Raw genomic sequence first — 22,229 nt, forward strand, 5'->3', positions numbered from 1 at the left:
TCCTATCCCGCATGGGCGACAAGCCCTTGCACCGCTTCCGATAAAATCGCGCCAACCACACCGAAAACGGCCAGCCACAGCCGCTTGTCCAGCCGTGTCAGCGCCGTCTCGATCAGGCCGAGCCGGTATTCCAGCGCCGACCAGCGCTCCTCCAGAACCCGCTCGAACAGATCGACGCGATGCGCCTGCGCCCGCTCGAACGGCTCATAGAGAAACCGCGACCCGCCCCCGCGCCTGGCGGGATCGTCCATCAAACCTCCACCAGCGGCGGCAGCCCCAGCATCCGCCGCTTTTCCGCGTCGCTCAGGAACGCGGCCTCGCCGACGCGCCGCCATTGCTGGTCCCGCTCGCCCGACAAAGCCGTCACGCGGTCGAGATCGATCGCGATCTCCACCGGCTCTCCCAGATGTTCCGACAGCCAGTTCGACAACGCCCCCGCCACACGCTGCGCCAGAGGCAGCACCGTCAGCCGATAGAAGGCACGGTTGGCCTCCTGGTAGTTGGCGTAGGTCGCGTCGCCGGGAATGCCCAACAGCATCGGCGGCACCCCGAAGGCCACCGCGATCTCCCGCGCCGCCGCCTCCTTGGTCTTCTGGAACTCCATGTCGGAGGGCGAAAACCCCATCGGTTTCCAGTCCAGACCGCCCTCCAGCAGCATCGGCCGCCCCGCGTTGCGCGCGCCCTGATGATGGCTCTCCATTTCGGCGACCAGCCGGTCATACTGATCCCCGCTCATCGACGCCTGCCCGTCCGCGCCCTTGTAGACGATCGCCCCGGACGGGCGCGCCGCGTTGTCCAAAAGCGCCTTCGACCAGCGCGAGGCGGCGTTGTGCACATCCATCGCCGCGGCCGCCGCCTGCATCGGGGACAGCCCGTAATGGTCGTCCTGCGGGTGAAAGCTCTTGATATGGCAAACGGGCGACACCGGCCCGCTCGCGTCCAAGCGGTGTTTGTGCCCGCCCACCGCATACTCGTAGGCGACCGGCCAACCGTCGCTGCCGGGCACCAGGCGCATCCGGTCCGAGCGCAACACATGCAGCTCGCCGGGCAACCCCTCACCCGCGCCCACCGCCTCGACATAGCCGTCCCCCGACAGCAGGATCTGTCCGAAAAGCGCCTCCAGAAATTCCGCCCGCCCCTGACCCGGATTGGGCTTCTTCAACAGGCTGGCCACCGGGTGCACCTCGTACCGCTGCACCCGGTCCTGCACGATCAGCGCCATCGCGCCCGCGGCCTCGGCGATCAGCTTGACGGCTCGGAACCCGATCGGATTGCCGGTGAACCCCGCGCGGATCAGCGATGCCGTATCGCGCGGCGACCACGCCACCCGCCCCGATCCGTGATAGGCAATCACAGGCCCGGTCGCAGACGTCTTCTGCTCCGGCGCGGCCGAGGCGCGCCGGATAAAATCGAACATCATGTCAGTAGCTCCCGCTTGTCAGGGACCGCGGCCCCACCGGGGCGTGGGGTCCGTCCTTGCGCAATCGCGCAGCCCTAGAGGCTGTGCATTCATGTGCAGCCCTAAAGGCTGCGCATTCGTGGCGCCGTCCAATTCGTGCCGGGCAGGATCATCAGATCATGCAGCGCCCAGACCAGCGCATCCACGCGGTCCGGGCTGCCCTGCCCCTCATAGCCTGCCGTCGTCATGCGGCTCATCTGGTCTTCCAGCCGGATCAGGCCACGCAGATGCGCCACCCGCCCCTGTTCATAAAGCGCGGCCACAGGCTCGGCGCGCGCGACCTTGGATTTCGCCGCCCGCACCGCGCGGTAAGGGATCATCGCATCGCGCTGGCGGATGACCTGCTCCACCAGATCGCCGCCCTGATTGACCTCCGCGACCAGCCGGTCGGCGCCGTGGCGGTGAAATGCCTCCACCGCCGCCTCCGCCCAGGCGGTGGGCGTGCCGCGCATGCTCGCATCCTCCAGCACGACCGCGCGCCAGTCCTGCGGCGGGCCGTTGGTGACCGCACCCGCCACCACGATGCCGCATTCATCCGATCCCGTCCGCGCGGTCACCGGCGGGTCGACCCCCACCACGATGCGCGACAGCCTGGGCGGCATCTCCAGCCGCTCCTTTTCCAGCGCGTCCATCGACCAGAGCGCGCCGTCCAGATCATCCAGCAGCAGGCCCTCCAGCTCCTGCTGCCCGATCCGGGTCCCGCCATAGCGCCGCTCGACCTCGGCCAGGAAACTCTCCGCCAGATGCGCACGGTTGGCGCGCGTCGGCGCGCCCGTCATCACCGTGCCGGGCTGCTCCAGCAGCTCTCTCAACAGCCGCTTCGAGCGCGGCGTCGTCGTCACAACCGCCCGTGGCCGCGCTCCCAGCCGAAGCCCGAAGCGCAGCTGCATCCAGGCCTCCTCGGCCTTCTTCCACTTGGCCAGCTCATCGGCCCAGGCCGCGTCGAACTGCGGCCCGCGCAACGCCTCGGGGTCCAGCGCGGAAAAGATCTGCGCCACCGCGCCGTTGGGCCAGACCAGCCGCCGCCGCGTCGCCTGCCAGACCGGCCTGCGATCGGGCGGCGCACATGCCAGCAACCCGCTGTCGCCAAAGACCATCACGTCCCGCGCCTGGTCCAGCGTCTCGCCCACCAGCGCCACGCGCCGCGCGTCGCCCGCCGCCAGCGGCGTCGGGCCCTCGACCTGCGCGCGCACCCATTCCGCCCCTGCCCGCGTCTTGCCCGCGCCGCGCCCGCCCAGCACGACCCATGTGGACCAGTCCTGCCCCTCGGGCGGCAGTTGATGGGGCAAGGCCCAGAACTCGAACAGCCATGGCAGCGCGATCAGCGCCTGCTCACTCAGATCCCCCAGAAAGCGGTCCGTCATCTGCGGCGCCCCGCAGGCCAGCCAGCCTGCGCCCGATCTCATCGCGGGCGCAGGCGGCATCGAATGCCGCGCCGTCGCCCCCGGCACCGTCCCCCTCACCACCCCCGGCGCGCTTGCGTGCTGCTTCAAGCCGCTCGTCCTCCTCCAGCGATTTCAAATAGGTCTTGCCCACAAGCACCAGCCGCGCCTCCACGGCGGTCAGATCCTTGTCGGTCCCCGCTCGGGGGTTTTCCTGCAATTCCTTCAGGCGTTGCATCAGAAAATCACGATAGTAGGCGTGCAGCCGGTGCAATTCCTGCAAGCAGGAATCGCGCCAGTCCTCACCGGGCGGCGCGTCCGTCTTCATGTGGCAAATGTCCATGATCAGGGTGGCAAGCGGGCAAAACAAAAGCGGCCCCAGGTTTCCCTGCGCCGCTGACCCACTTTTTCCATCTTGCCCTTTTCATACAGAAGAGCGTTCGCAAAGTCAAGCGAAATCGTACCGCCGCGCACGAGCGCCCCCCGCCGGGTCCTGCCATGACGCGCTCACGCCCGTCGCCGCGCTGCGTTCACGCGGCCCCGCGGGCGCTCGCAGGCGCGACCTATTGGTTCGCCTGCGCCTCGGACTCGATCTTGCGCCACTTGCGCACGTTGGCGTTATGCTCGGCCAGCGTCTTGGAAAAGACATGGCCCCCGGTGCCATCGGCCACGAAAAACAGCAGGTCCGACTCGTCGGGGTTCAGCGCGGCATCGATGGCCGCCTTGCCGGGATTGGCGATGGGCGTCTTGGGCAGCCCGGTGATCACATAGGTGTTCCAGGCGTTTTCCGCCCGCAACTCACTGCGCCGCAAGCCGCGCCCCAGCACGCCCTTTCCCTTGGTCACGCCATAGATGACGGTCGGGTCGGTCTGCAACTTCATCCCCTGCCGCAGCCGGTTGACGAAGACCGAGGCGACCTGCTTGCGTTCGTCCGGCACGCCGGTTTCCTTTTCCACGATGGAGGCCAGGATCAGCGCCTCCTCCGGGGTCTCGACCGGAACGGACTCGTCGCGGCTCTCCCAGGCCTTGGCCAATATGCGCTTTTGCGACTCTTCCATCCGCGCGATCAACCGCTCTCGCGCGGCGCCGCGCTGCACTTCGTAGGAATCGGGCGCAAGCACACCTTCGGCGGGCACCTCGGCCACCTCGCCGGTCATGAAGTCGGCGCCCTTCAGCGCCTCCACGATCTGCCAACTGGTCAGGCCCTCGGGCACGGTCACCCGGTACGCCACCGGCGTCTTTTTCTCGATCAGCCCCGCGTAAAGCTCGGGCAGCGGCTCGCCGCCGCTGAACCGCTCCACCACCACGTTCTCACCGCTCGCGGGGCTGCGCTCGGTCAGACGCAGCTCGCCGGTGCCGTCGTTGCGGATCACATAGTTCGCCACATAGCGAAAGCTGCTCTGCCCGCCTTCGGTCAGGATCGTCAGAATCTGATCCATCGACGCCCCGGCCGGGATCTCGTAATTTCCGAATTTCAGCGCATTGGCCCGCTTGGTGTAATCCGCCCCCGCCCGGAACACGAAAGGATGCTCGATCGCACCGGCTTCCGTCAGGTCCAGCGACACCGATTTCAGACTGGCCCCCCGCTTGACCTCGAAGAATATCGCCTCTTTCAACGGACCTTCGTCCTGAAAGACGCGCGTTGCCCAGGCGATCGCCCCCGCCATCACGAACAGCAGGACGATCAGAAAGGAAAACGCGTTGGAGGCCACATGGCGCCACATGATTCAGACCTTCCCGAAAATCAGCGTGGCATTGGTGCCGCCGAAGCCGAACGAATTCGAAAGCGCATGGCTGATCGGGCGTTCCCGCTTCGCGTTCGGCGCAAGATCCAGCGGCGTCTCCACCGCCAGATCATCCAGGTTGATGGTCGGCGGCGCAACCTGATCGCGCATCGCCAGCAGGCAGAAAATCGCCTCGACCGATCCTGCGGCGCCCAGCAGATGCCCGATCGCAGACTTGGTCGAGCTCATGGTCGTGTCCTTCGCCGCGTCGCCCAGAACACGCTCCACGGCCGACAGCTCGATCGTGTCGGCCATCGTCGAGGTGCCATGCGCGTTCACATAGTCGATCTGCGACGCCTCCAGCCCCGCGTTTTTGAGCGCGGCGCGCATCGCCCGCTCTCCCCCCTCGCCGGATTCGCTGGGCGCGGTGATGTGATAGGCGTCGCCCGACATGCCGTAGCCCAGCACCTCGCCATAAATCCTCGCCCCGCGCGCCATCGCGTGCTCATACTCTTCCAGCACGACGACCCCCGCGCCCTCGCCCATGACGAAACCGTCGCGATCCTTGTCATAGGGGCGGCTGGCGGTTTCCGGCGCATCCGGGCGTTTGGTCGACAGCGCCTTACACGCATTGAACCCCGCGATGCCGATCTCGCAGATCGGGCTTTCGGCGCCGCCTGCCACCATCACATCCGCGTCGCCCAGCATGATCAGCCGCGCGGCGTCGCCGATGGCGTGCGCGCCGGTCGAACAGGCCGTCACCACCGCGTGGTTCGGCCCCTTGAACCCATAGCGGATGCTCACCTGACCCGAGACCAGGTTGATCAGCGCACCGGGAATGAAAAAGGGCGACACGCGGCGCGGGCCGCGCTCTTTCAGCGCGATGGCCGTGTCCGCGATCGAACTCAGCCCGCCAATGCCGGAGCCGATCATCACGCCGGTGCGAAATCGGTCCTCCTCGCTGGCCGGGCGCCAGCCGGAATCCTCGACCGCCTGTGCCGCGGCGGCCATGCCATAAAGGATGAAGTCATCGACCTTGCGCTGTTCCTTGGGCTCCATCCAGTCGTCGGCATTGAAGGTGCCGTTGCTGCCGTCGCCCAGCGGAATTTCACAAGCATAGGTAGTGGCCAGGTGGGAGGCATCGAACCGGGTGATGGTCGCACCACCGGAGTCGCCATTCAGCAGCCGCGTCCAGGTTTGCTCCACTCCGCAGGCCAGGGGCGAAACCATTCCCAGACCCGTTACTACCACTCGCCGCATCGGTTTACCTCGTTGTTCCAGCGGACACCTGATACACGCCACACCCCCCGAGGGGCAAGTCCAACCGACGCCACGCAGGCGCACGCACCCCAAGAAAGGGGCGCAAGACCGCCGCGCCCACCCGTTTGCGCAAAAAAGACCGGCGGTCTGCCCTGCAAACCGCCGGTCGCATTCGGATCGCGCCCGATCGTCGGCCCCTTCGCCGCGTCTCAGCCAGGCGCGGCGGATCGGCCCTGACTCACAGGGTCGATCCCCTGCCGTTCAAGCCAAACCCGGAGTTGTAAAGCCGATCGAACTCGGAAACGGCCTGCGTGTCGGTCGGCGCGCCCAGATTGCCCTGGCCCATATCGCCCTGCGGCGTTCCAACGTTCTTTTCATAAAGGATCACGGTCGTGTCCTCGGGGACCTTCTCGTACAATTCCTTGATCTGGTCGTTGACCAGACGCGCGCAGCCGTTCGACACCGCCTTGCCGATGGTCGACGCATCGTTGGTCCCGTGGATACGCAGGAAGGTGTCGCCCCGCTCGGGCGTGAAAAGGTATAGCGCACGCGCCCCCAGCGGGTTGTTGGGGCCACCCGGCATACCGTCGGCATATTGCGCATATTTGTCGGGCTCGCGCTCGATCATCGCGGGCGTCGGCGTCCAGGACGGCCACTCCTTCTTGGCTCCGATAAAGAAGGTGCCGGGCTCATAAAGCCCCTCGCGGCCGATGCCCACCGAATAGCGCATGGCGCGCGTGCCGCCCAGCGTCCAGTAAAGCGCGAAGGTGTCGGGGACCACATGGATTTCACCGGCCGGGGCGGGGGCGCCCAGATTGACCTCGCGCGGCATGTACTCGGGAGCCAGCGTGTTGGAGTGCGACCAGCCGCGCGATGCACCCAGCACTCCTGTGGCGGCAGTTGCAGACGCGATGAAACGACGGCGATTCAGCATGATCAGACCTCTTTGAATTACTCGACAGCTCAACAAGAAGATAAGAAGGCGGTTCCGCAAAAATAAGCGCACTCGCAGCCCTGTGACCGAAAAGCACATATGGGCCGCGCGGGTCGAGATGCGCGGATCGGGAGGCGCGCGGAAACGGGTTGCCGAACCCCCGCGCGATGCGACACCCGGCCGGGACCCCGATCAACGACACATGGAACAAAAAAAAACGGCCCCTGCAAAGCAGAGGCCGCCCGGAACCTTCAGAAAAGCGCGGTGGCTTACTGGGCTTCCTTGATGAACTTGACCGCATCACCGAAGGTCTGGATCGTCTCGGCGGCGTCGTCGGGGATTTCGATGCCGAACTCTTCCTCGAACGCCATGACCAGCTCCACGGTGTCCAGGCTGTCCGCGCCCAGATCGTCGATGAACGACGCGTTCTCGGTCACTTTTTCCTCTTCGACACCAAGGTGCTCGACAACGATTTTCCTAACGCGATCTGCGACGTCGCTCATGTTCATTCCTCATTCCGTTTTCGGGAGCATTCCCGTGGTTACTTGTCCTGGTCCGTGGGCCGCACAAGGCCCCCACGCCGAACCGGGCGACGAAAACGCTCCGGCAAAAATCTGAGCGGCCTATAGCACATCGGATTGGGAACGCAAACGCTTTCGCCCCGGCATTCCGATCCACTACTCCACCCTTGCCACCATCTGTATTCCGCCCCGTCTGGCCGCACAAGGCAGATGGGGCCGACCATCGACAAATGCCAGCAATTTAATGCCGACTCTATGTCGGCCCCGCGATATCAGATCATCGCCATGCCGCCGTTGACGTGCAGGGTCGCGCCGGTGACATAGGCGGCCTCGGGGCTGGCAAGGTAAAGCACCGCCGCGCCGATTTCGTCCGGGTTGCCCATGCGGCCCGCCGGAATCTGGGTCAGAATCTTCGATTTCTGGTCGTCGGTCAGCTTCTCGGTCATCGCGGTGGCGATGAAGCCCGGCGCCACGCAGTTGACGGTGATGCCGCGACTCGCGACCTCATAGGCCAGCGACTTGGACATGCCGACCATGCCGGCCTTGGCGGCCGCGTAATTGCCCTGCCCGGGGTTCCCCGTCGTTCCCACCACCGAAGAGATGTTCACGATCCGCCCCCAGCGCGCCTTCATCATGCCGCGCAAGCTGGCCCGGCACAGCCGCATGGTCGAGGTCAGGTTGACCTCCAGCACCTGCGCCCATTCCTCGTCGGACATCCGCATGAAGAGATTGTCGCGCGTGATGCCCGCGTTGTTGACCAGTACGTCTAGCGATCCCATCGCCGCCGCCGCCCGTTTCGGCAGCCCGTCGACCGCGCCCGCATCCGACAGATCGCAAGGCAGCACATGGGTGCGCTCGCCCAGGCTCTCGGCCAGCGCGCGCAGCGGCGCCTCGCGCGTGCCCGACAGCGCCACGGTCGCGCCCGCGCCATGCAGCGCCCGGGCGATATCGCCGCCGATGCCGCCCGATGCGCCGGTGATCAGCGCGGATTTTCCTGTAAGGTCGAACATCATGCCTCTCCGTTCAGTTGTTGCGCGGCGCGGGCCACGTCGTCCGCGCCGGCGATCGCCATCGTCCCCAGCGTCCTGTCGATGCGCCGCACCATGCCGCTCAGGGCCTTGCCGGCGCCGACTTCCCAGATCTCGGTGACCCCCTGCCCGGCCATGAACAGCACCGTCTCGCGCCAGCGGACCGAGCCCGTGACCTGCCGCACCAGCAGGCGGCGGATCTCGCCGGGATCGCTGAGCGCGCTCGCGGTGACATTGGGCACCAGCGGCACCTTCGGCGTGCGCAGATCCACCCCCGCCAGCGCCTCTTCCATCGCGACGGCGGCCGGCTCCATCAGACGGCAGTGAAACGGCGCGGAAACCGGCAGCAGCACCGCGCGCTTGGCCCCCCGGCCCTTGGCGATCTCGATCGCGCGTTCGACCGCGCCGCGGTTGCCCGACACCACGACCTGTCCGGGGTCATTGTCGTTGGCGGCCTGGCAGACCTCATGCTCCGCCGCTTCGGCGGCCACGGCGCTCGCCGTCTCGAAATCCAGCCCCAGCAGGGCCGCCATCGCGCCCTCGCCCACCGGCACGGCCTTTTGCATCGCCAGCCCGCGCGTGCGCAACAGCCGCGCGGTGTCGGCCACGCTCAGCGCGCCCGCCGCCGCCAGCGCGGAATATTCGCCCAGCGAATGGCCGGCCACGAAACTTGCGGCCGTCACCTCCACACCCTCGGCGTTCAGCGCGGCCATCACCGCCAGCGATGTCGCCATCAACGCGGGCTGCGCGTTTTCCGTCAGGGTCAGCCGGTCCTGATCGCCCTCCCAGATCAGCGCGCTCAGCTTTTCACCCAGCGCCGAGTCGACCTCGTCGAAAACGGCCCTTGCGGCCGGATAGCTCTGCGCCAGATCGCGCCCCATGCCGATGGTCTGGGCGCCCTGACCCGGAAATACGAATGCGCGCACGCGGCTCTCCCTTGCTTTTCGTTCTGACCCAAGGGGATACCCGCCCGCGCGCCGCGACGCAATCCGCCCCGACGTCGCGCGAAGCCGACGCCTCCGCCACTGCCGCCTTGCAATCCCGCCCCACCCCCGTATAAGACGCCGATCTTCCCGCAGGTTGCTTGACCGGCGTGGCCTCTCGTGGACGAAGGCGGGAAGAAAGCTTCGTCCTATGAAACACGCCCAGACACACAGGAGCGCACATGCCCCTCTATGAGCATGTCTTCATCTCTCGGCAGGATCTGTCGAACACCCAGGCCGAAGGCCTGATCGAACATTTCGGCACCGTGCTGTCCGACAACGGCGGCAAGCTGGTCGATCACGAATACTGGGGCGTCAAGACGATGGCCTACAAGATCAACAAGAACCGCAAGGGCCACTACGCCTATCTGCGCACCGACGCGCCGGCCGATGCGATCCAGGAAATGGAACGTCTGATGCGCCTGCACGACGACGTGATGCGGGTGCTCACGATCAAGGTCGATGAGCACGCCGAGGGGCCCTCCGTGCAGATGCAAAAGCGCGACGAGCGCGAACGCCGCCCCCGCAACTGATTGAAAGAAGGACGCTAACCAATGGCCGCAAAACCGTTTTTCCGCCGCCGCAAGGTCTGCCCCTTCTCGGGCGACAACGCACCCAAGATCGACTACAAGGACACGCGCCTGCTGCAACGCTACATCTCCGAGCGTGGCAAGATCGTGCCCTCGCGCATCACCGCCGTCTCGGCAAAGAAGCAGCGTGAACTGGCCCGCGCCATCAAACGCGCCCGCTTCCTCGCCCTGCTGCCCTACGCCGTGAAATAAGGAGACCGACAGATGGACGTTATCCTTCTCGAACGCGTGGCCAAGCTGGGCCAGATGGGCGAAGTCGTTTCCGTAAAGGAAGGCTACGCACGCAACTACCTGCTGCCCCAGGGCAAGGCGCGCCGCGCCTCCGAGGCGAACATGAAGATGTTCGAAGAGCAGAAGGCACAGCTCGAGGCCCGCAACCTCGAAACCAAGCGCGAGGCCGAATCGCTGGCCGCCAAGATCGACGGCGAGCAGTTCGTCGTGATCCGCTCCGCCTCCGACGCGGGCGCGCTCTACGGCTCCGTCACCACGCGCGACGCCGCCGAGGCCGCCAGCACGAACGGCGTCAGCATCGACCGCAAGCAGATCGTGCTCGACAGCCCGATCAAGGAGCTGGGCCTGCACGAGGTCACCGTCGTGCTGCACCCCGAGGTCGAGGCCAAGATCACCCTCAACGTCGCCCGCTCGCCCGATGAGGCGGAGCTTCAGGCCTCCGGCAAATCCATCCAGGATCTCGCCGCCGAGGAAGAAGCCGCCGCCGAATTCGAGATCTCCGAGCTCTTCGACGACATCGGCGCCGCCGAACGTGACGACGAGGACGACCAGCCGCGCGAAGAGCGTGGCCCGGACGCGGACGAAGACCAGCAGGGCTGATCACGCCCGGGCCACGGACCCGGCCCGCATCAAGATCAAGGGCCGCGCGGGACACCCCCGCGCGGCCCTTTTGCGTCACGCCTCCGGCACAAGCCGAAGCGCGGCGGTCGACAGGGCCCCGGCAGGGCCGGTTCCCCCGGCCCGGCCTTTCTCAGGCCGCCACCGCGGCCCGCGCCCTGGTCACGGCCAGCGCGGCGCGCGCGGCCTCGCGGCCCTTTTCGACGAAATGCGCCCGGTAGATCGCGTTGTGATGCTCGGTTTCCTGATAGTGATGCGGCGTCAGCGACACCGACAGGACCGGCACACCGCTGTCCATGCCCGCGCGCATCAGCCCGTCGACCACCGCCTGCGCCACGAAATCATGGCGGTAGATCCCCCCGTCAACCACGAATGCCGCCGCCGCCACGGCGCCGTACCGCCCCGTGGAGGCCAAATCGCGCGCCAGCAGCGGCATCTCGAACGCGCCGGGCACGTCGAACACATCGACCTGCGCGGCCGGAATAAGCTCGCAGAACCCTTCCAGCGCGCGATCCACGATATCGGCGTGCCACTGCGCCTTGACGAATGCGTAACGGGTGTGTGTCATCCTTGGATCTCCTTCAACTGACAGACACGTCACCCAAGGCGATCCCGAAACCCCGCGGATGCGCTGCGCGCGGCCGCGAAAATTCCGTTCTCTCTCATCCGGACTGTAACCGTCGGCCCAGGCATCGCACCTGATCTGCTGACCCCCCGCAACCGCAGGGGCGCTCGCGGGCTCGCGTTTCACCGCATACCGCCGGTGGGGAATTGCACCCCGCCCTGAGAACTGCCTCCACCCTGCCGAAAGCCGTCCGTGGGCACAAGCCGGGAACCGACATCGCGTGCCGGATTTGCGGCGCTCAGTGACGCCATTCCGCAAGCGCCTGGTTGACCGCGTCCAGAAAGGCGCTTTCGCCGCCCCGAACACCAAAGGCGGCGGGAACCATCTTGCCCTTGTAGACCGTGCTGCCCCAGGGCCGGGTCAGAGCCATATCCGACCGTCCGTCCCAGGCGATGGGCACATCCCCCGCGATCAGATCCAGCCGGTCGCGCATCAGATCCTGCATCAGCATGTCCATTTCGCCCTGATGCAATTCGATCCCCGCCCCGAGCCGCTGCGCGATGCTGCGAAGCGCGCGCGCCTCCTCGCGCCGACGGAACAGCACGACAGGTTCGAGCACCCCGACCCGCAAAGTGCCCTGGCTCACGCGTTGCAGCGTGCCATGCGCATCCGACGGCGACCGGCATCCCGCCAGCACCGTCCCCAACCCACCGGAAAGGAAGATCCTCCGCCTCATCTGTGACTCCATTGCATCACAAGAATAAGGAGATGCGGCGCAGGATGTTCCCGCCGACCTGACCGTCCTCGCGGAAACTTTAATGACAATGTCACACGATCGCGCCATCATGCGGCCCTACATTCCAAGCTGAGGATCGCTCCCATGCCCCGCCAAATGACCCGCCGCGGTTTCCTGGGCACCACGGCCGGCGCCGGTTTCATCGCGCTGCACCCGTTTTCCGCCCGCGCCGCCTCGAACCAGGCGCATCTGCGCATCATGGAAACCACCGACCTGCACGTGCATGTCTATCCCTACGACTATTACGCCGACAAAGAGGTCGACACCGTCGGCCTGGCCCGCACCGCCTCGATCATCAAGGGCATCCGCGACGAGGCCACGAACTCCATGCTGGTCGACAACGGCGACTTCCTGCAAGGCAACCCGATGGGCGATTACATCGCCTATGAACGCGGCATGAAGGACGGCGACATGCACCCGGTCATCGCCGCGATGAACACCGTGGGCTTCGATGCCTCGACGCTGGGCAACCATGAATTCAACTACGGGCTGGATTTCCTGACCAAATCTCTGGCCGGTGCCGAATTCCCGGTCGTCTCCGCCAATGTGGTCACGGAAATGGGCGCCGATCCGACCCGCGACAAGACGCTGATCAAACCCTACATCATCCTCGATCGCACCGTGACCGACGGCGACGGCAACAGCCACCCGATCAAGGTGGGGCTGATCGGCTTCGTGCCGCCGCAGATCATGAACTGGGACCGGCGCCACCTGGAGGGCAAGGTCCAGACCCGCGACATCGTCGCCACCGCCAAGGCCTGGGTGCCGCAGATGCGCGAGGAAGGCGCCGACATCGTCATCGCGCTCAGCCACTCGGGCATCGGGCCCGCCACCTATACCGAAGGCATGGAAAACGCCTCCGTCCCGCTGGCCGCGGTCGAAGGCATCGACGCGCTGATGACCGGCCATCACCACCTGGTCTTTCCCGGCCCCAAATACGAGGACATCGCAGGCGTCGACGCGGCGGCCGGCACGATCCACGGCAAACCCGCCACGATGGGCGGCTTCTGGGGGTCGCACCTGGGCGTGATCGACCTGATGCTGGAACGCTCGGGCAACGAATGGAAAGTCGTCAACACCAGCTCAGAGGCGCGCCCGATCTCCAGGCGCAACGAGGACCGCAGCACCACCGCGCTTGTCGACAGCCGCGCAGAGGTGCTCGACAGCGTCAAGGCCGAACACCAGGCCACGCTCGACTACATCCGCCGCCCCGTGGGCAAGACCGACGCGCCGCTCTACAGCTATTTCGCGCTGGTCGCGGATGACCCCTCGGTGCAGATCGTCTCGCTCGCGCAGCAGTGGTACATCAAGCAGATGATGGTCGGCACCGAATACGAGGGCCTGCCGATCCTGTCGGCCGCCGCCCCCTTCAAGGCCGGCGGTCGCGGCGGCCCGGACTATTACACCGACGTGCCCAAGGGCGACGTGGCGATCAAGAACGTCTCGGACCTCTACCTCTACCCCAACACGGTGCGCGCGGTGCTGGTGACCGGCGATCAGCTGCGCGGCTGGCTCGAACGCTCGGCCGGCATCTTCAACCGGATCGAACCGGGCAAACCCGATCAGCTGCTGCTGAACGCGGATTTCCCGTCCTACAACTTCGACGTGATCGACGGGGTCAGCTACAAGATCGACCTCAGCCAGCCATCGAAATTCGACACCAAGGGCGAGATCATCAACCCCAGCGCCGCGCGGATCGTCGATCTCAGCTACGAGGGCGCGCCGGTCAAGCCCGACCAGACCTTCATCATCGCCACCAACAACTACCGCGCGGGCGGCGGCGGCAACTTCCCCGGCGCCGGCGGCAACACCACCGTCTTCGAAGGCCCCGACACCAACCGCGACGTCATCGTGCGCTACATCGTCGAGCAGGGCACCATCACCCCCAGCGCCGACGGCAACTGGAGCTTCGCGCCGCTGGACGGCGCCAGCGTGCTCTTCGACACCGGCCCCAAGGCCAGGGACTATCTGGCCGATGTCAAAAGCGTCACGATGGAACCCGCGGGCGACGGCCCCGAAGGCTTCGCCCGCTTCCGCATAAAGCTCTGATCCCGCGGACGGCTATTGAGTATTTGGGCCAAGAAGAAACGGAAACTTCTTCTTGGCCCGAAAACTCCCGCCGGAGGCATCCCGAATTTGCCACAGGCGGCGGCGAAGCTCAGATGTGAACCACCCGGTCATAGGCCGCCAGCACCGACTCGTGCATCATCTCGCTGAGCGTGGGATGCGGGAAGACCGTGTTCATCAGGTCTTCCTCGGTCGTCTCGAGCTGACGCCCCACGACATAGCCCTGGATCAGCTCGGTGACTTCGGCGCCGATCATATGCGCGCCCAGCAATTCGCCGGTCCTGGCGTCGAAGACGGTCTTGACCAGGCCCTCGGCCTCTCCCAGCGCGATGGCCTTGCCGTTGCCGATGAACGGAAAGCGCCCCACGCGCACCTCATGGCCCTTTTCGCGGGCCTGCGCCTCGGTATAGCCGACGGAAGCCACCTGCGGGTGGCAATAGGTGCAGCCCGCGATGCTTTCGGGGCGTACCGGGTGCACATCCTTGCGCCCGGCGATCAGCTCCGCGACCATCACCCCCTCATGGCTGGCCTTATGGGCAAGCCAGGGCGCGCCCGCGATATCGCCGATGGCGTAGAGCCCCTCCACCCCCGTGCGGCAGTATTCATCGACCACCACATGCGTGCGGTCGATCTTCACGCCCAGATCCTCCAGCCCCAGATCCTCCGTGTTGCCGACGATGCCGACGGCCGAGATGACGGTGTCGAATTCCATCTTTTCCAGCTTGCCGCCCGCCTCGATATGGGCGGTGACCTTGTCGGCGCCACGGTCGAGCTTTTTGACGATGGCCTTCTGCATGATCTTCATGCCCTGCTTCTCAAAGCTCTTCTTGGCAAAGGCGCTGATCTCGGCGTCTTCGACCGGCAGGATGCGGTCCATCACCTCGACCACCGTCGTCTCGGCGCCCAGCGTGTTGTAGAAGCTGGCGAATTCGATGCCGATGGCGCCCGATCCGATGACCAGCAGCTTTTTCGGCTCATGCGGCGGCACCAGCGCATGCTTGTAGGACCAGACCCGCTTGCCGTCGGCCTCCAGCCCCGGCAGGTTGCGCGCCCGCACGCCGGTGGCCAGCACGATGGAGGGCGCGCTCAATTCCTCGGTGCCCTTGTCGGTCTCGACGCTGAGCGTGCCTTTCCCGGTCAGCCGCGCCGTGCCCATCACCGTGGTGATCTTGTTCTTCTTCATCAGATGCGCGACGCCGCCGCTCAGCTGTTTGGCCACCGCGCGGGAGCGTTTGACAACCGCATCGAGATCGTAGCCGACGCCTTCGGCCTTCAGGCCGAATTCCGTGGCGCGCTTCATCAGGTGAAACACCTCCGACGAGCGCAGCAGCGCCTTGGTGGGAATACAGCCCCAGTTCAGGCAGATCCCGCCCATATGCTCGCGCTCGACAATCGCGACCTTCAGCCCGAGCTGCGCGCCGCGGATGGCGGACACATAGCCGCCGGGGCCGGCACCGATTACGATCATGTCAAAGGAATTAGCAGCCATCAGCACACTCCGGTAAGAAACTAGTTTGACGTTAAACTAGTTCCGGAAGGGCTGCAAACCATAGCCGCGCGCGCGGCGCCCGAACCCCGCGCACGAACCCGCACGCGGACCGCGTGCGTCAGACCGCCTGCACGTGCAATTCCGGCTGCGGCGCCAGCTTTTCCATCAGCCCCGCATAGCCGTGACTTTCGAGAAACGCGTCTTCCTCGGCGCTGCTGCGACGCCCCAGCGCCCCGTTGCGGGACGGGAACCGGCCGAACATGCGGATGATCTCGCGGTGGACCTTGGCGTGCAGCAGGTTCGAATGGCCGGTTTCGGGCAGCTTGTCCTTGATCAGCCGGACGCAGCGTTCCTGATCGCAAAGCGATTCCTTGTGCATCAGCGGCAGATAGAAGAACTGGCGCGCCGGTTCGTCGATCTTCATGTCCCAGCCCTTGTGAATCGCGATCTTGGCTGTCGCGAGCGCAAAGGGATCGGACGAAAAGCTGCGCCCGCGTCCACGGAACATGTTGCGCGGGAACTGGTCGAGCAGGATGATATAGGCCAGCACCCCCGAAGGGTACGTCAGCCACAGCCCCAGCCCGCCCTGCATCGCCATCTTCCAGGTCTTCAGGAACCTGTCGCGGATATCCGCGTCCAGCTCCTCATCCCCGCGATACCAGCCCTTGGGCCCGACATCGTCCAGCCAGTAGGACAGCACATCCTGAGGCGTCTGCATGAGGTCTCCTCCCCTGCTCGCTCGCTCCTCCGATTAGGGGAACGTTGCACGCAAAACGCCCTGTCACAAGGGAATTATCCAGCGGCGGCCTGGTTTGGCTCATCCCCGAGATAATCCTCCTCCTCGTCCTGGGCCGTTTCGATCGCGAACTCCTGCGCGACCTCCGCGGCGACGGGGCTGGAGGTGGGCAGGATCGGCGCATAGGTCGACGACTGCTCGACCGTGGGCGACGGGCGTTGGGTCATCCGCCAGAGCGCATATCCCGCCAGCGCGGTCATCAGAACCGCCAGGAACAGGAAGAACCCCGAAGGCCCCACCCAGCCCATCAGATAGCCGGTGACCAGCGGGCCGAAGATCGCACCCACGCCGTTGATGAACACCATCCCCCCCGATGCGGCCGCCATGTCGTCATATTCCAGAAAGTCGTTGGTATAGGCGATCACCAGCGCATAGAGCGGATTCGACACGCCCCCGATCAGAAAGGCCACCCCGATCAGCAGCGCGAAGGAATGGCCCAGCACCATGCCGACACCCGCCGCCAGCGCCCCCACGACCGACGCCCCGAGGATCAGGGTCCGCCGGTCCATCCGGTCCGACGCCCAGCCGATGGGGACTTGCAGCACCAGCCCGCCGAAATAGATCGCCGCGATAAAACTGGAAATCTGGGCCAGGCTCAGCCCCGCCTGCGAGCCATAGACCGACGCCATGCCGAAAAGGGCGGAAAACACGCCCCCCAGCAGGAACATGCCGATGCAGCCCAGCGGCGAGACGCGGTAAAGCTGCGCGAAACTCATCGCCTTGGTGGAATCGAAGGCGGGCGTGGGCGAGATCGACAGAAGGATCGGCGCGAAGGACAGCGACACCAGCACCGAAGGCACGATGAACAGCACGAACCCCGACGGATCGCCCAGCACCAGAATGCCCTGCGCCGCGACGATCCCCGTCATCTGCGCCACCATGTAAAGCGACAGCGTCTTGCCGCGGTTTTCCATCGTGGTGGAATTGTTGAGCCAGCTTTCGGCGGTCACATAGACCCCCGAAAAGCAGAACCCGATCACCACGCGCAGCAGGATCCAGGCCACGGGATGCGTCATCGCGGGGTAGAGGATCAGCACCGCCGAGATGAAGGAGGCCAGCGCCGCAAAGACCCGCACATGCCCCACCCGCCGGATCATCGCGGGCGCCAGGCGCGATCCGCCCAGAAAACCGGCGAAATAGGCCGACATGATCACCGACATCTCCAGGGTAGAGAACCCTTCGATGCCCCCGCGCACACCCAGCAATGTCCCCTGAAGCCCGTTGCCGACCATCAGCAGCATCATTCCCAGAAGCAACGCCCAAGAGGAGCCCAGCACAGAAATCACGGCGATCTCCCTTCCACGTCTTTTTTTCGGCCTAACAGATCAGGGTCCGGTTCAATACCACCGACGCGACATTCAGCGCGTCGGATTCGGCGCCGGTATCAGCAGGGACGCATCGCCGTAGGAAAAGAACCGGTACCGCTTTTCGATGGCGTGCGCGTAGATTCTGCGAATCCCGTCCGTCCCCATAAGCGCGGAAACCAGCATCATCAATGTCGATTTCGGCAGGTGGAAATTGGTCATCAGTGCATCCGTCACCCGAAAGCCGTATCCCGGACGGATGAAAATATCCGTCTCGCCGCGCCAGGGCGCGATGCGCCCCTCGTCGGAGGCCGCGGATTCGATCAGCCGCAAGGCGGTGGTGCCCACGGCGATGACCCGGCGGCCCTCGGCGCGGGCCCGGTTGATCTGGGCGGCCGCCTCCTGCGTCACCTCGCCCCATTCGGCGTGCATCCGGTGTTCCTCCACGTTGTCGGTCTTGACCGGCAGGAAGGTGCCCGCGCCCACATGCAACGTGACATGGGCGAATTCCACGCCCGCGGCGCGCAGCCGCTCCAGCAGCGGCTCATCGAAATGCAACGACGCGGTGGGCGCCGCCACCGCCCCCGCGTGGCGCGCGAAGACGGTCTGGTAATCCTGCTTGTCCTGCGCGTCGGCGGCGCGGCGTGCGGCGATGTAGGGCGGCAGCGGCATGTCGCCGGCCTCGGCCAGGGCCGCGTCGAAATCGGCGCCCGCCAGATCGAAGCGCAGATGCGCCTGCCCCTCCTCGATCCCTTCCAAAGTGGCCGACAATCGGTCGGAGAAAACCACACGCTCGCCCACGCGCCACTTGCGCAGCGGTTTGACCAGCGCGGCCCAGGTGCCATCGGCGCGCGGCTCCAGCAGGTTGACGCCGATGCGCGCGGCATGATCCTGTCCGTCGTCGCCGCGCCGCGTGCGGGTGCCGTTCAGGCGCGCGGGGATGACGCGGGTGGTGTTGAGCACCAGCAGATCGCCCGCCCGCAGCAGATCGGGCAGATCGCCGACGCTGCGGTCGCTGATCGACGCGCCCTCGGCCACCAGCATCCGCGCGGCGGTGCGCGGGCGCATGGGCCGCGTGGCGATCAGCGCCTCGGGCAGCTCGAAATCGAAATCCGACAGTTTCATTCGTCCACCTGCGGCGGGGGCTTGCGGAACAGATCGCGGAAAAAGCCGGGCGCCAGGATCGACAGCGGGTTCACGCTGGTGCGCGGCCGCGCGGCCGTTCCGGTCAACCGATAGCTGAACCCGAACAACCCTTCGCGGTTGCGCGTGATCAGCTGGCCGATCCCGTTGAGTAGGTAGATTGGTGAAACCACGCCCTGCAAATCGATCCTTCCGCTTGCCTGTTCATAGAACCCGTCGACCGAAATTCCCAGCGAAGGGCCGACCGCGCTGCCCTTCTTGATGATGACGGCGCCGGGGTTCAAGCGGAACTCGGCCTCGACATCGCTGAAATGCAGCCCGCCGGCCGAAAGCTGCTCCAGCAGGCCGACGACGCTGATCGCCGACAGCAGCTCGGCGATCCAGGGCGCATCGACGATTCGCACGTCCCGGATGCGCGCCACGCCGTCATAGGTGCCGGGTTTGCCGGTGGGCGACAGGATCAGCTCCATCACCCCGTCGCGCGCGGTGCCGTACATATCGGCGCTCGCCAGCACCGCGCCCGCATCGCGCGACGTGATCCGCACCCCGGTGCCCCCGCGCAGCGGCACCAGCGTGCCCGCCACCGCCGCGCCGCCGTTCACCCGGCCGGTGAAGGTGCCGTTCAACCCGCCGCCGGCATCCAGCGTTCCCTGAAAGTCGTGCAGCGCGATCTTGTCGGTAATCACCAGCCTGTCCAGCGCCACCTGCATCGGCACCGTGTCGCCCCGTGTCGCGCCGCGCCCGGCATCCTGCGCCGCCCCGGAAACGGACCGCAGGTCAAAGCTGCCGCCGCGCACGACCACAGCCGGGGCGCGCCCTGCACCCCGCCCCACCAGATCCACCGCCGCGCTCAGTGTCCGGCCCATGCTGACCCGGTTGAGGCGCACCCGATCGAGCGAGCGGTCCGCCTTCAGCCGCACCGTGCCTTCGGCTTCCAGCCCGCCGCCGTCCAGCACCAGCCGCGTCACCTGCGGCACCGGGTCCAGACGCACCGTCAGCGCCAGCTCGGCGCTGTCGGCCGCGGGCTTGCGCCAGTTCAGCGGATCGACGCGCAGGCCGATCCCGCGCAGATCCGATTGCAGATCCAGCACCGGCGCGCGCCCCTCTTGCAGCGACAGCTCGAACAGGGCCTCGCCGCGGCCGCTGACACTGTCGTCGGGCAGATCTACCCGGAACGCGCGCAGCACGCGCGGCGACAGCTCCACCCGGCCCTCGACGAGGCTGCGCCCGGCGTAGTCCGGCCCCACCCGCCGCGTCCATGTCGCGTCGATCGGAATGCCGTCCAGCGCGCCGCTGCCGCCGATGCTGACCAACTGCGGCGTTGCGCTGATCTCCATCCGCCCGGACGTCAGCCGCCGCCCGGGCACCAGAGCGTCCGACACCACGTCCAGCACGGCCCCCGTCACGGCATAATCCACCTCGCCCGGCGCCAGCCTGTGGCCCAGCTCAAAGCTCAGATCCACCTCGACCTCCGCGCGGCCGGTGGCCAGGTCGGTCCGCTTGTCCGCCTTCGACAGCAGGCGCAGCGGCGGCTTGTCGATCATCTCCAGCGCCGCGCGCAGCGGCCCGCGCGCGCGAAGGGTGATCTCGGCGCGCGGCGGATGCGCCCCCAGATCGGGGATGCGCATGACCGACCCCGCCGCATCGAGCACCTCGCCCTCCGCCGCCTCGACCTCTCCCCCCTCGAGGTAGAGCGAAAAGAGCGGCCCGTTCACCGACGCGTGACCCTGCGCCCTGCGCAGCGGCGGCATGGTCTTAAGGTAGCGAAGCCGCGCCTCGCGGAAATCGAAACTGTAGGAGATCAGCGGCTTGTCCCCGCTGCGGGACCTGATCGCCGCACGCGCGTTCAGGATCTCGCCGCTCAGGATATTGTCGTCCAGCCAGTCACGGGTCCGGGTCTTGAGCGGCACCGGCCACAGCGCCATCAGCCGATCGCGCGTCAGCCGCACCGCCGAGGCGTCGAGCGCGAATTCCCACCCCTCGGGCTGCGCCGAAACCCCGCCCGAGGCGATCAGGCGGTTGTCCCCCTCCAGAAGGACAAGCTGCCCCAGATCCAGACGAAAGGGATTGAGCCGCAGCCGGAAATCCATCGCGCCGCCGTCGAAGGCCACCGGCCCCGGCAGGATCTCCGCCGGGGCGGCGCGCAGATCGGACAGGGCGATCTGCCCCAGAAAGCTGCGCCGCTCCGCCGACAGCAGATCCGACACGTAGACATGGCCCGTCGCCTCCAATGTCAGCGCGTCGGAGCGAAAGCGCAGCTCGTCGAATTCGAGCTTCTGCTCATCGGGCAGGAAATCGAAGGCCACGCGCGCGCCGTCGAAGGGGATGGGGCTCAGGTTCTCCTCCGGCCGGAAACTGCCCGACGCGATCTCCAGCGTCCCGTCCAGATCGCCGATCCCGCCCTGCTCGTCGATCCGCAGCCCGACCTGCCCGGAAATCGGCGCGCGCAACACCTGCAACCATTCCAGCCCGCCCCATTGCGCGGCCACATCGGCGGAATCGACATCGGTGAACTGCACATCCAGCCGCGCCCGCCGCGTCGCGCGCGCGGCCTCGAACGACAGGTCGAAATACGACCGCCCGCCGCTGTCGCTGATTACCGGCGCGCCCAGGTCCAGGGAGATGCTGTCGCGGTCCTTGTTCAGCAGGATCGCCCCTTGTTGCAGCGACCAGCTGCGCGCATTCAGCTGGTCACGGAAGGTGACGCGCACATCCTCGATCCGCACGCTGTCCACGGGGCCGAGCGCGGGCCGGTCCATCAGCGCCCTCAGCTGGTCCAGCACCTCGCCCAGCGAGTCCACGCGGCTGCGCGGCCCGAAATATCCCGCCAGATCGAGGTCGAACGCGCCCTGCGCGTTGCGCGTCACCCCGAAGGCCACGCCCCGCACCGTCAGCTCGCGCGGCACGATCTGCCCGCGCCACAACGCCTCGCGGTCGAGCGTCGCGCGCAGATCCGGCAGATCCACCCAGGCGACGCCATTGGCGTCGTTCAGCGTGACCTCGCTCAGATGGATCGTGGGCGACATGTCCTCGCGCAGCGCCACCTGGATCGCGCCGATGCTGATCGCCCCGTCGGGCAGCGCCGCGTTGGCCAGCACTTCCACCCGTTGGGTCAGCGCGGCGGGCGCGGTGAAGCTGCGGCCCGACAGCACCAGCGCCACCGCCAGCCCGATCACCAGAACAGCCGTCGCCACGACGACCAGCACCAGCGCTCGGATCGCCCGCACCGCGCGGCGAAACCCGGTTTTGCCCATTCTGCCTGCGCCCATCGCTGTCTGACCTTCCTGCCAGATCATTTTATCCCGCATCGCTTCGCTGTAGGGTAGCGCGCGGCCCCCG

Annotated in this window: 20 protein-coding genes, 1 pseudogene and 1 riboswitch; of the genes and pseudogenes, 4 read left to right on the top strand and 17 right to left on the bottom strand. The window is 66.6% G+C overall.

Going from position 1 to position 22,229, the window contains the following annotated elements:
- Nucleotides 1–2: 2 nt before the first annotated feature.
- From ACU0BR_RS11850 to fabD, 10 genes and pseudogenes are all read right to left on the bottom strand, one after another.
- The gene (locus ACU0BR_RS11850) at nucleotides 3–251 is read right to left on the bottom strand and encodes a GTA head formation protein, RCAP_rcc01685 family (protein WP_446157038.1); all 249 of its coding nucleotides are present in this window, start codon (nucleotides 249–251) and stop codon (nucleotides 3–5) included.
- Nucleotides 251–1,420, bottom strand: coding sequence for a phage portal protein (locus ACU0BR_RS11855; RefSeq protein WP_446157039.1), 1,170 nt, complete (start codon nucleotides 1,418–1,420; stop codon nucleotides 251–253). Before ACU0BR_RS11855 ends, ACU0BR_RS11850 begins: the two co-directional genes overlap by 1 nt.
- A gap of 101 nt (nucleotides 1,421–1,521) precedes the next feature.
- A complete protein-coding gene (locus ACU0BR_RS11860; protein ID WP_446157040.1) occupies nucleotides 1,522–2,865 on the bottom strand; it encodes a DNA-packaging protein in 1,344 nt (447 codons plus the stop codon).
- On the bottom strand, nucleotides 2,792–3,169 hold the full coding sequence (locus tag ACU0BR_RS11865; protein ID WP_446157041.1) for a hypothetical protein: 378 nt from the start codon (nucleotides 3,167–3,169) through the stop codon (nucleotides 2,792–2,794). Before ACU0BR_RS11865 ends, ACU0BR_RS11860 begins: the two co-directional genes overlap by 74 nt.
- Before the next feature lie 235 nt (nucleotides 3,170–3,404).
- The gene (mltG, locus tag ACU0BR_RS11870) at nucleotides 3,405–4,565 is read right to left on the bottom strand and encodes an endolytic transglycosylase MltG (RefSeq protein ID WP_446157042.1); all 1,161 of its coding nucleotides are present in this window, start codon (nucleotides 4,563–4,565) and stop codon (nucleotides 3,405–3,407) included.
- Between the two features lie 3 nt (nucleotides 4,566–4,568).
- Complete coding sequence (fabF, locus tag ACU0BR_RS11875) at nucleotides 4,569–5,825, bottom strand: beta-ketoacyl-ACP synthase II (protein ID WP_446157043.1); 1,257 nt, start codon at nucleotides 5,823–5,825, stop codon at nucleotides 4,569–4,571.
- Nucleotides 5,826–6,198: 373 nt separating this feature from the next.
- Nucleotides 6,199–6,759 (bottom strand): annotated as a pseudogene (locus ACU0BR_RS11880) (L,D-transpeptidase family protein); the annotation flags it as partial.
- A 269-nt stretch (nucleotides 6,760–7,028) separates the two neighbouring features.
- Entirely contained in the window at nucleotides 7,029–7,262 is a 234-nt protein-coding gene (locus ACU0BR_RS11885) for an acyl carrier protein (protein WP_446157044.1), read from the bottom strand.
- A 290-nt stretch (nucleotides 7,263–7,552) separates the two neighbouring features.
- Complete coding sequence (fabG, locus tag ACU0BR_RS11890; RefSeq protein WP_446157045.1) at nucleotides 7,553–8,290, bottom strand: 3-oxoacyl-[acyl-carrier-protein] reductase; 738 nt, start codon at nucleotides 8,288–8,290, stop codon at nucleotides 7,553–7,555.
- A complete protein-coding gene (fabD, locus tag ACU0BR_RS11895) occupies nucleotides 8,290–9,234 on the bottom strand; it encodes an ACP S-malonyltransferase (RefSeq protein ID WP_446157046.1) in 945 nt (314 codons plus the stop codon). The genes fabG and fabD overlap by 1 nt, the downstream gene beginning before the upstream one ends.
- 239 nt (nucleotides 9,235–9,473) lie before the next feature.
- Between fabD and rpsF the strand changes: the two genes are divergently transcribed.
- The 3 genes from rpsF to rplI are packed head-to-tail and all read left to right on the top strand — an operon-like array spanning nucleotide 9,474 to nucleotide 10,712.
- Nucleotides 9,474–9,824 carry a 30S ribosomal protein S6 gene (gene rpsF, locus ACU0BR_RS11900; protein WP_446157047.1) on the top strand — a complete coding sequence of 117 codons (351 nt, stop codon included), beginning with the start codon at nucleotides 9,474–9,476 and terminating at the stop codon, nucleotides 9,822–9,824.
- Nucleotides 9,825–9,845: 21 nt separating this feature from the next.
- Nucleotides 9,846–10,073: a 30S ribosomal protein S18 gene (rpsR, locus tag ACU0BR_RS11905; protein WP_005982441.1), complete on the top strand. Its 228-nt coding sequence runs from the start codon at nucleotides 9,846–9,848 to the stop codon at nucleotides 10,071–10,073.
- 12 nt (nucleotides 10,074–10,085) lie between these two features.
- Nucleotides 10,086–10,712, top strand: a complete 627-nt coding sequence (gene rplI, locus ACU0BR_RS11910; protein ID WP_446157048.1) for a 50S ribosomal protein L9 — start codon at nucleotides 10,086–10,088, stop codon at nucleotides 10,710–10,712.
- Nucleotides 10,713–10,863: 151 nt separating this feature from the next.
- Here the strand turns inward: rplI and ACU0BR_RS11915 are convergent, their stop codons facing one another.
- Nucleotides 10,864–11,298, bottom strand: a complete 435-nt coding sequence (locus tag ACU0BR_RS11915; RefSeq protein WP_446157049.1) for a 6,7-dimethyl-8-ribityllumazine synthase — start codon at nucleotides 11,296–11,298, stop codon at nucleotides 10,864–10,866.
- A gap of 82 nt (nucleotides 11,299–11,380) precedes the next feature.
- Nucleotides 11,381–11,525, bottom strand: a riboswitch (FMN riboswitch).
- Between the two features lie 68 nt (nucleotides 11,526–11,593).
- Nucleotides 11,594–12,031: a hypothetical protein gene (locus ACU0BR_RS11920; RefSeq protein WP_446157050.1), complete on the bottom strand. Its 438-nt coding sequence runs from the start codon at nucleotides 12,029–12,031 to the stop codon at nucleotides 11,594–11,596.
- A gap of 144 nt (nucleotides 12,032–12,175) precedes the next feature.
- Between ACU0BR_RS11920 and ACU0BR_RS11925 the strand changes: the two genes are divergently transcribed.
- Nucleotides 12,176–14,140 (top strand): bifunctional 2',3'-cyclic-nucleotide 2'-phosphodiesterase/3'-nucleotidase, encoded by a 1,965-nt coding sequence (locus ACU0BR_RS11925; protein ID WP_446157051.1) that lies wholly within the window; start codon nucleotides 12,176–12,178, stop codon nucleotides 14,138–14,140.
- A gap of 109 nt (nucleotides 14,141–14,249) precedes the next feature.
- On the opposite strand, the gene lpdA is transcribed toward ACU0BR_RS11925, so the two are convergent.
- The 5 genes from lpdA to ACU0BR_RS11950 all read right to left on the bottom strand — a co-directional run bounded on the left by lpdA (nucleotide 14,250) and on the right by ACU0BR_RS11950 (nucleotide 22,159).
- A complete protein-coding gene (lpdA, locus tag ACU0BR_RS11930; RefSeq protein WP_446157052.1) occupies nucleotides 14,250–15,647 on the bottom strand; it encodes a dihydrolipoyl dehydrogenase in 1,398 nt (465 codons plus the stop codon).
- Nucleotides 15,648–15,765: 118 nt separating this feature from the next.
- Complete coding sequence (locus tag ACU0BR_RS11935) at nucleotides 15,766–16,365, bottom strand: DUF924 family protein (RefSeq protein WP_446157053.1); 600 nt, start codon at nucleotides 16,363–16,365, stop codon at nucleotides 15,766–15,768.
- Nucleotides 16,366–16,439: 74 nt separating this feature from the next.
- Nucleotides 16,440–17,729: an MFS transporter gene (locus ACU0BR_RS11940; protein ID WP_446157054.1), complete on the bottom strand. Its 1,290-nt coding sequence runs from the start codon at nucleotides 17,727–17,729 to the stop codon at nucleotides 16,440–16,442.
- A 72-nt stretch (nucleotides 17,730–17,801) separates the two neighbouring features.
- A complete protein-coding gene (gene queA / locus ACU0BR_RS11945; protein ID WP_446157055.1) occupies nucleotides 17,802–18,872 on the bottom strand; it encodes a tRNA preQ1(34) S-adenosylmethionine ribosyltransferase-isomerase QueA in 1,071 nt (356 codons plus the stop codon).
- Complete coding sequence (locus ACU0BR_RS11950; RefSeq protein ID WP_446157056.1) at nucleotides 18,869–22,159, bottom strand: YhdP family protein; 3,291 nt, start codon at nucleotides 22,157–22,159, stop codon at nucleotides 18,869–18,871. The genes queA and ACU0BR_RS11950 overlap by 4 nt, the downstream gene beginning before the upstream one ends.
- Nucleotides 22,160–22,229: the final 70 nt, after the last annotated feature.

This window comes from Brevirhabdus sp. (genome assembly GCF_052826345.1).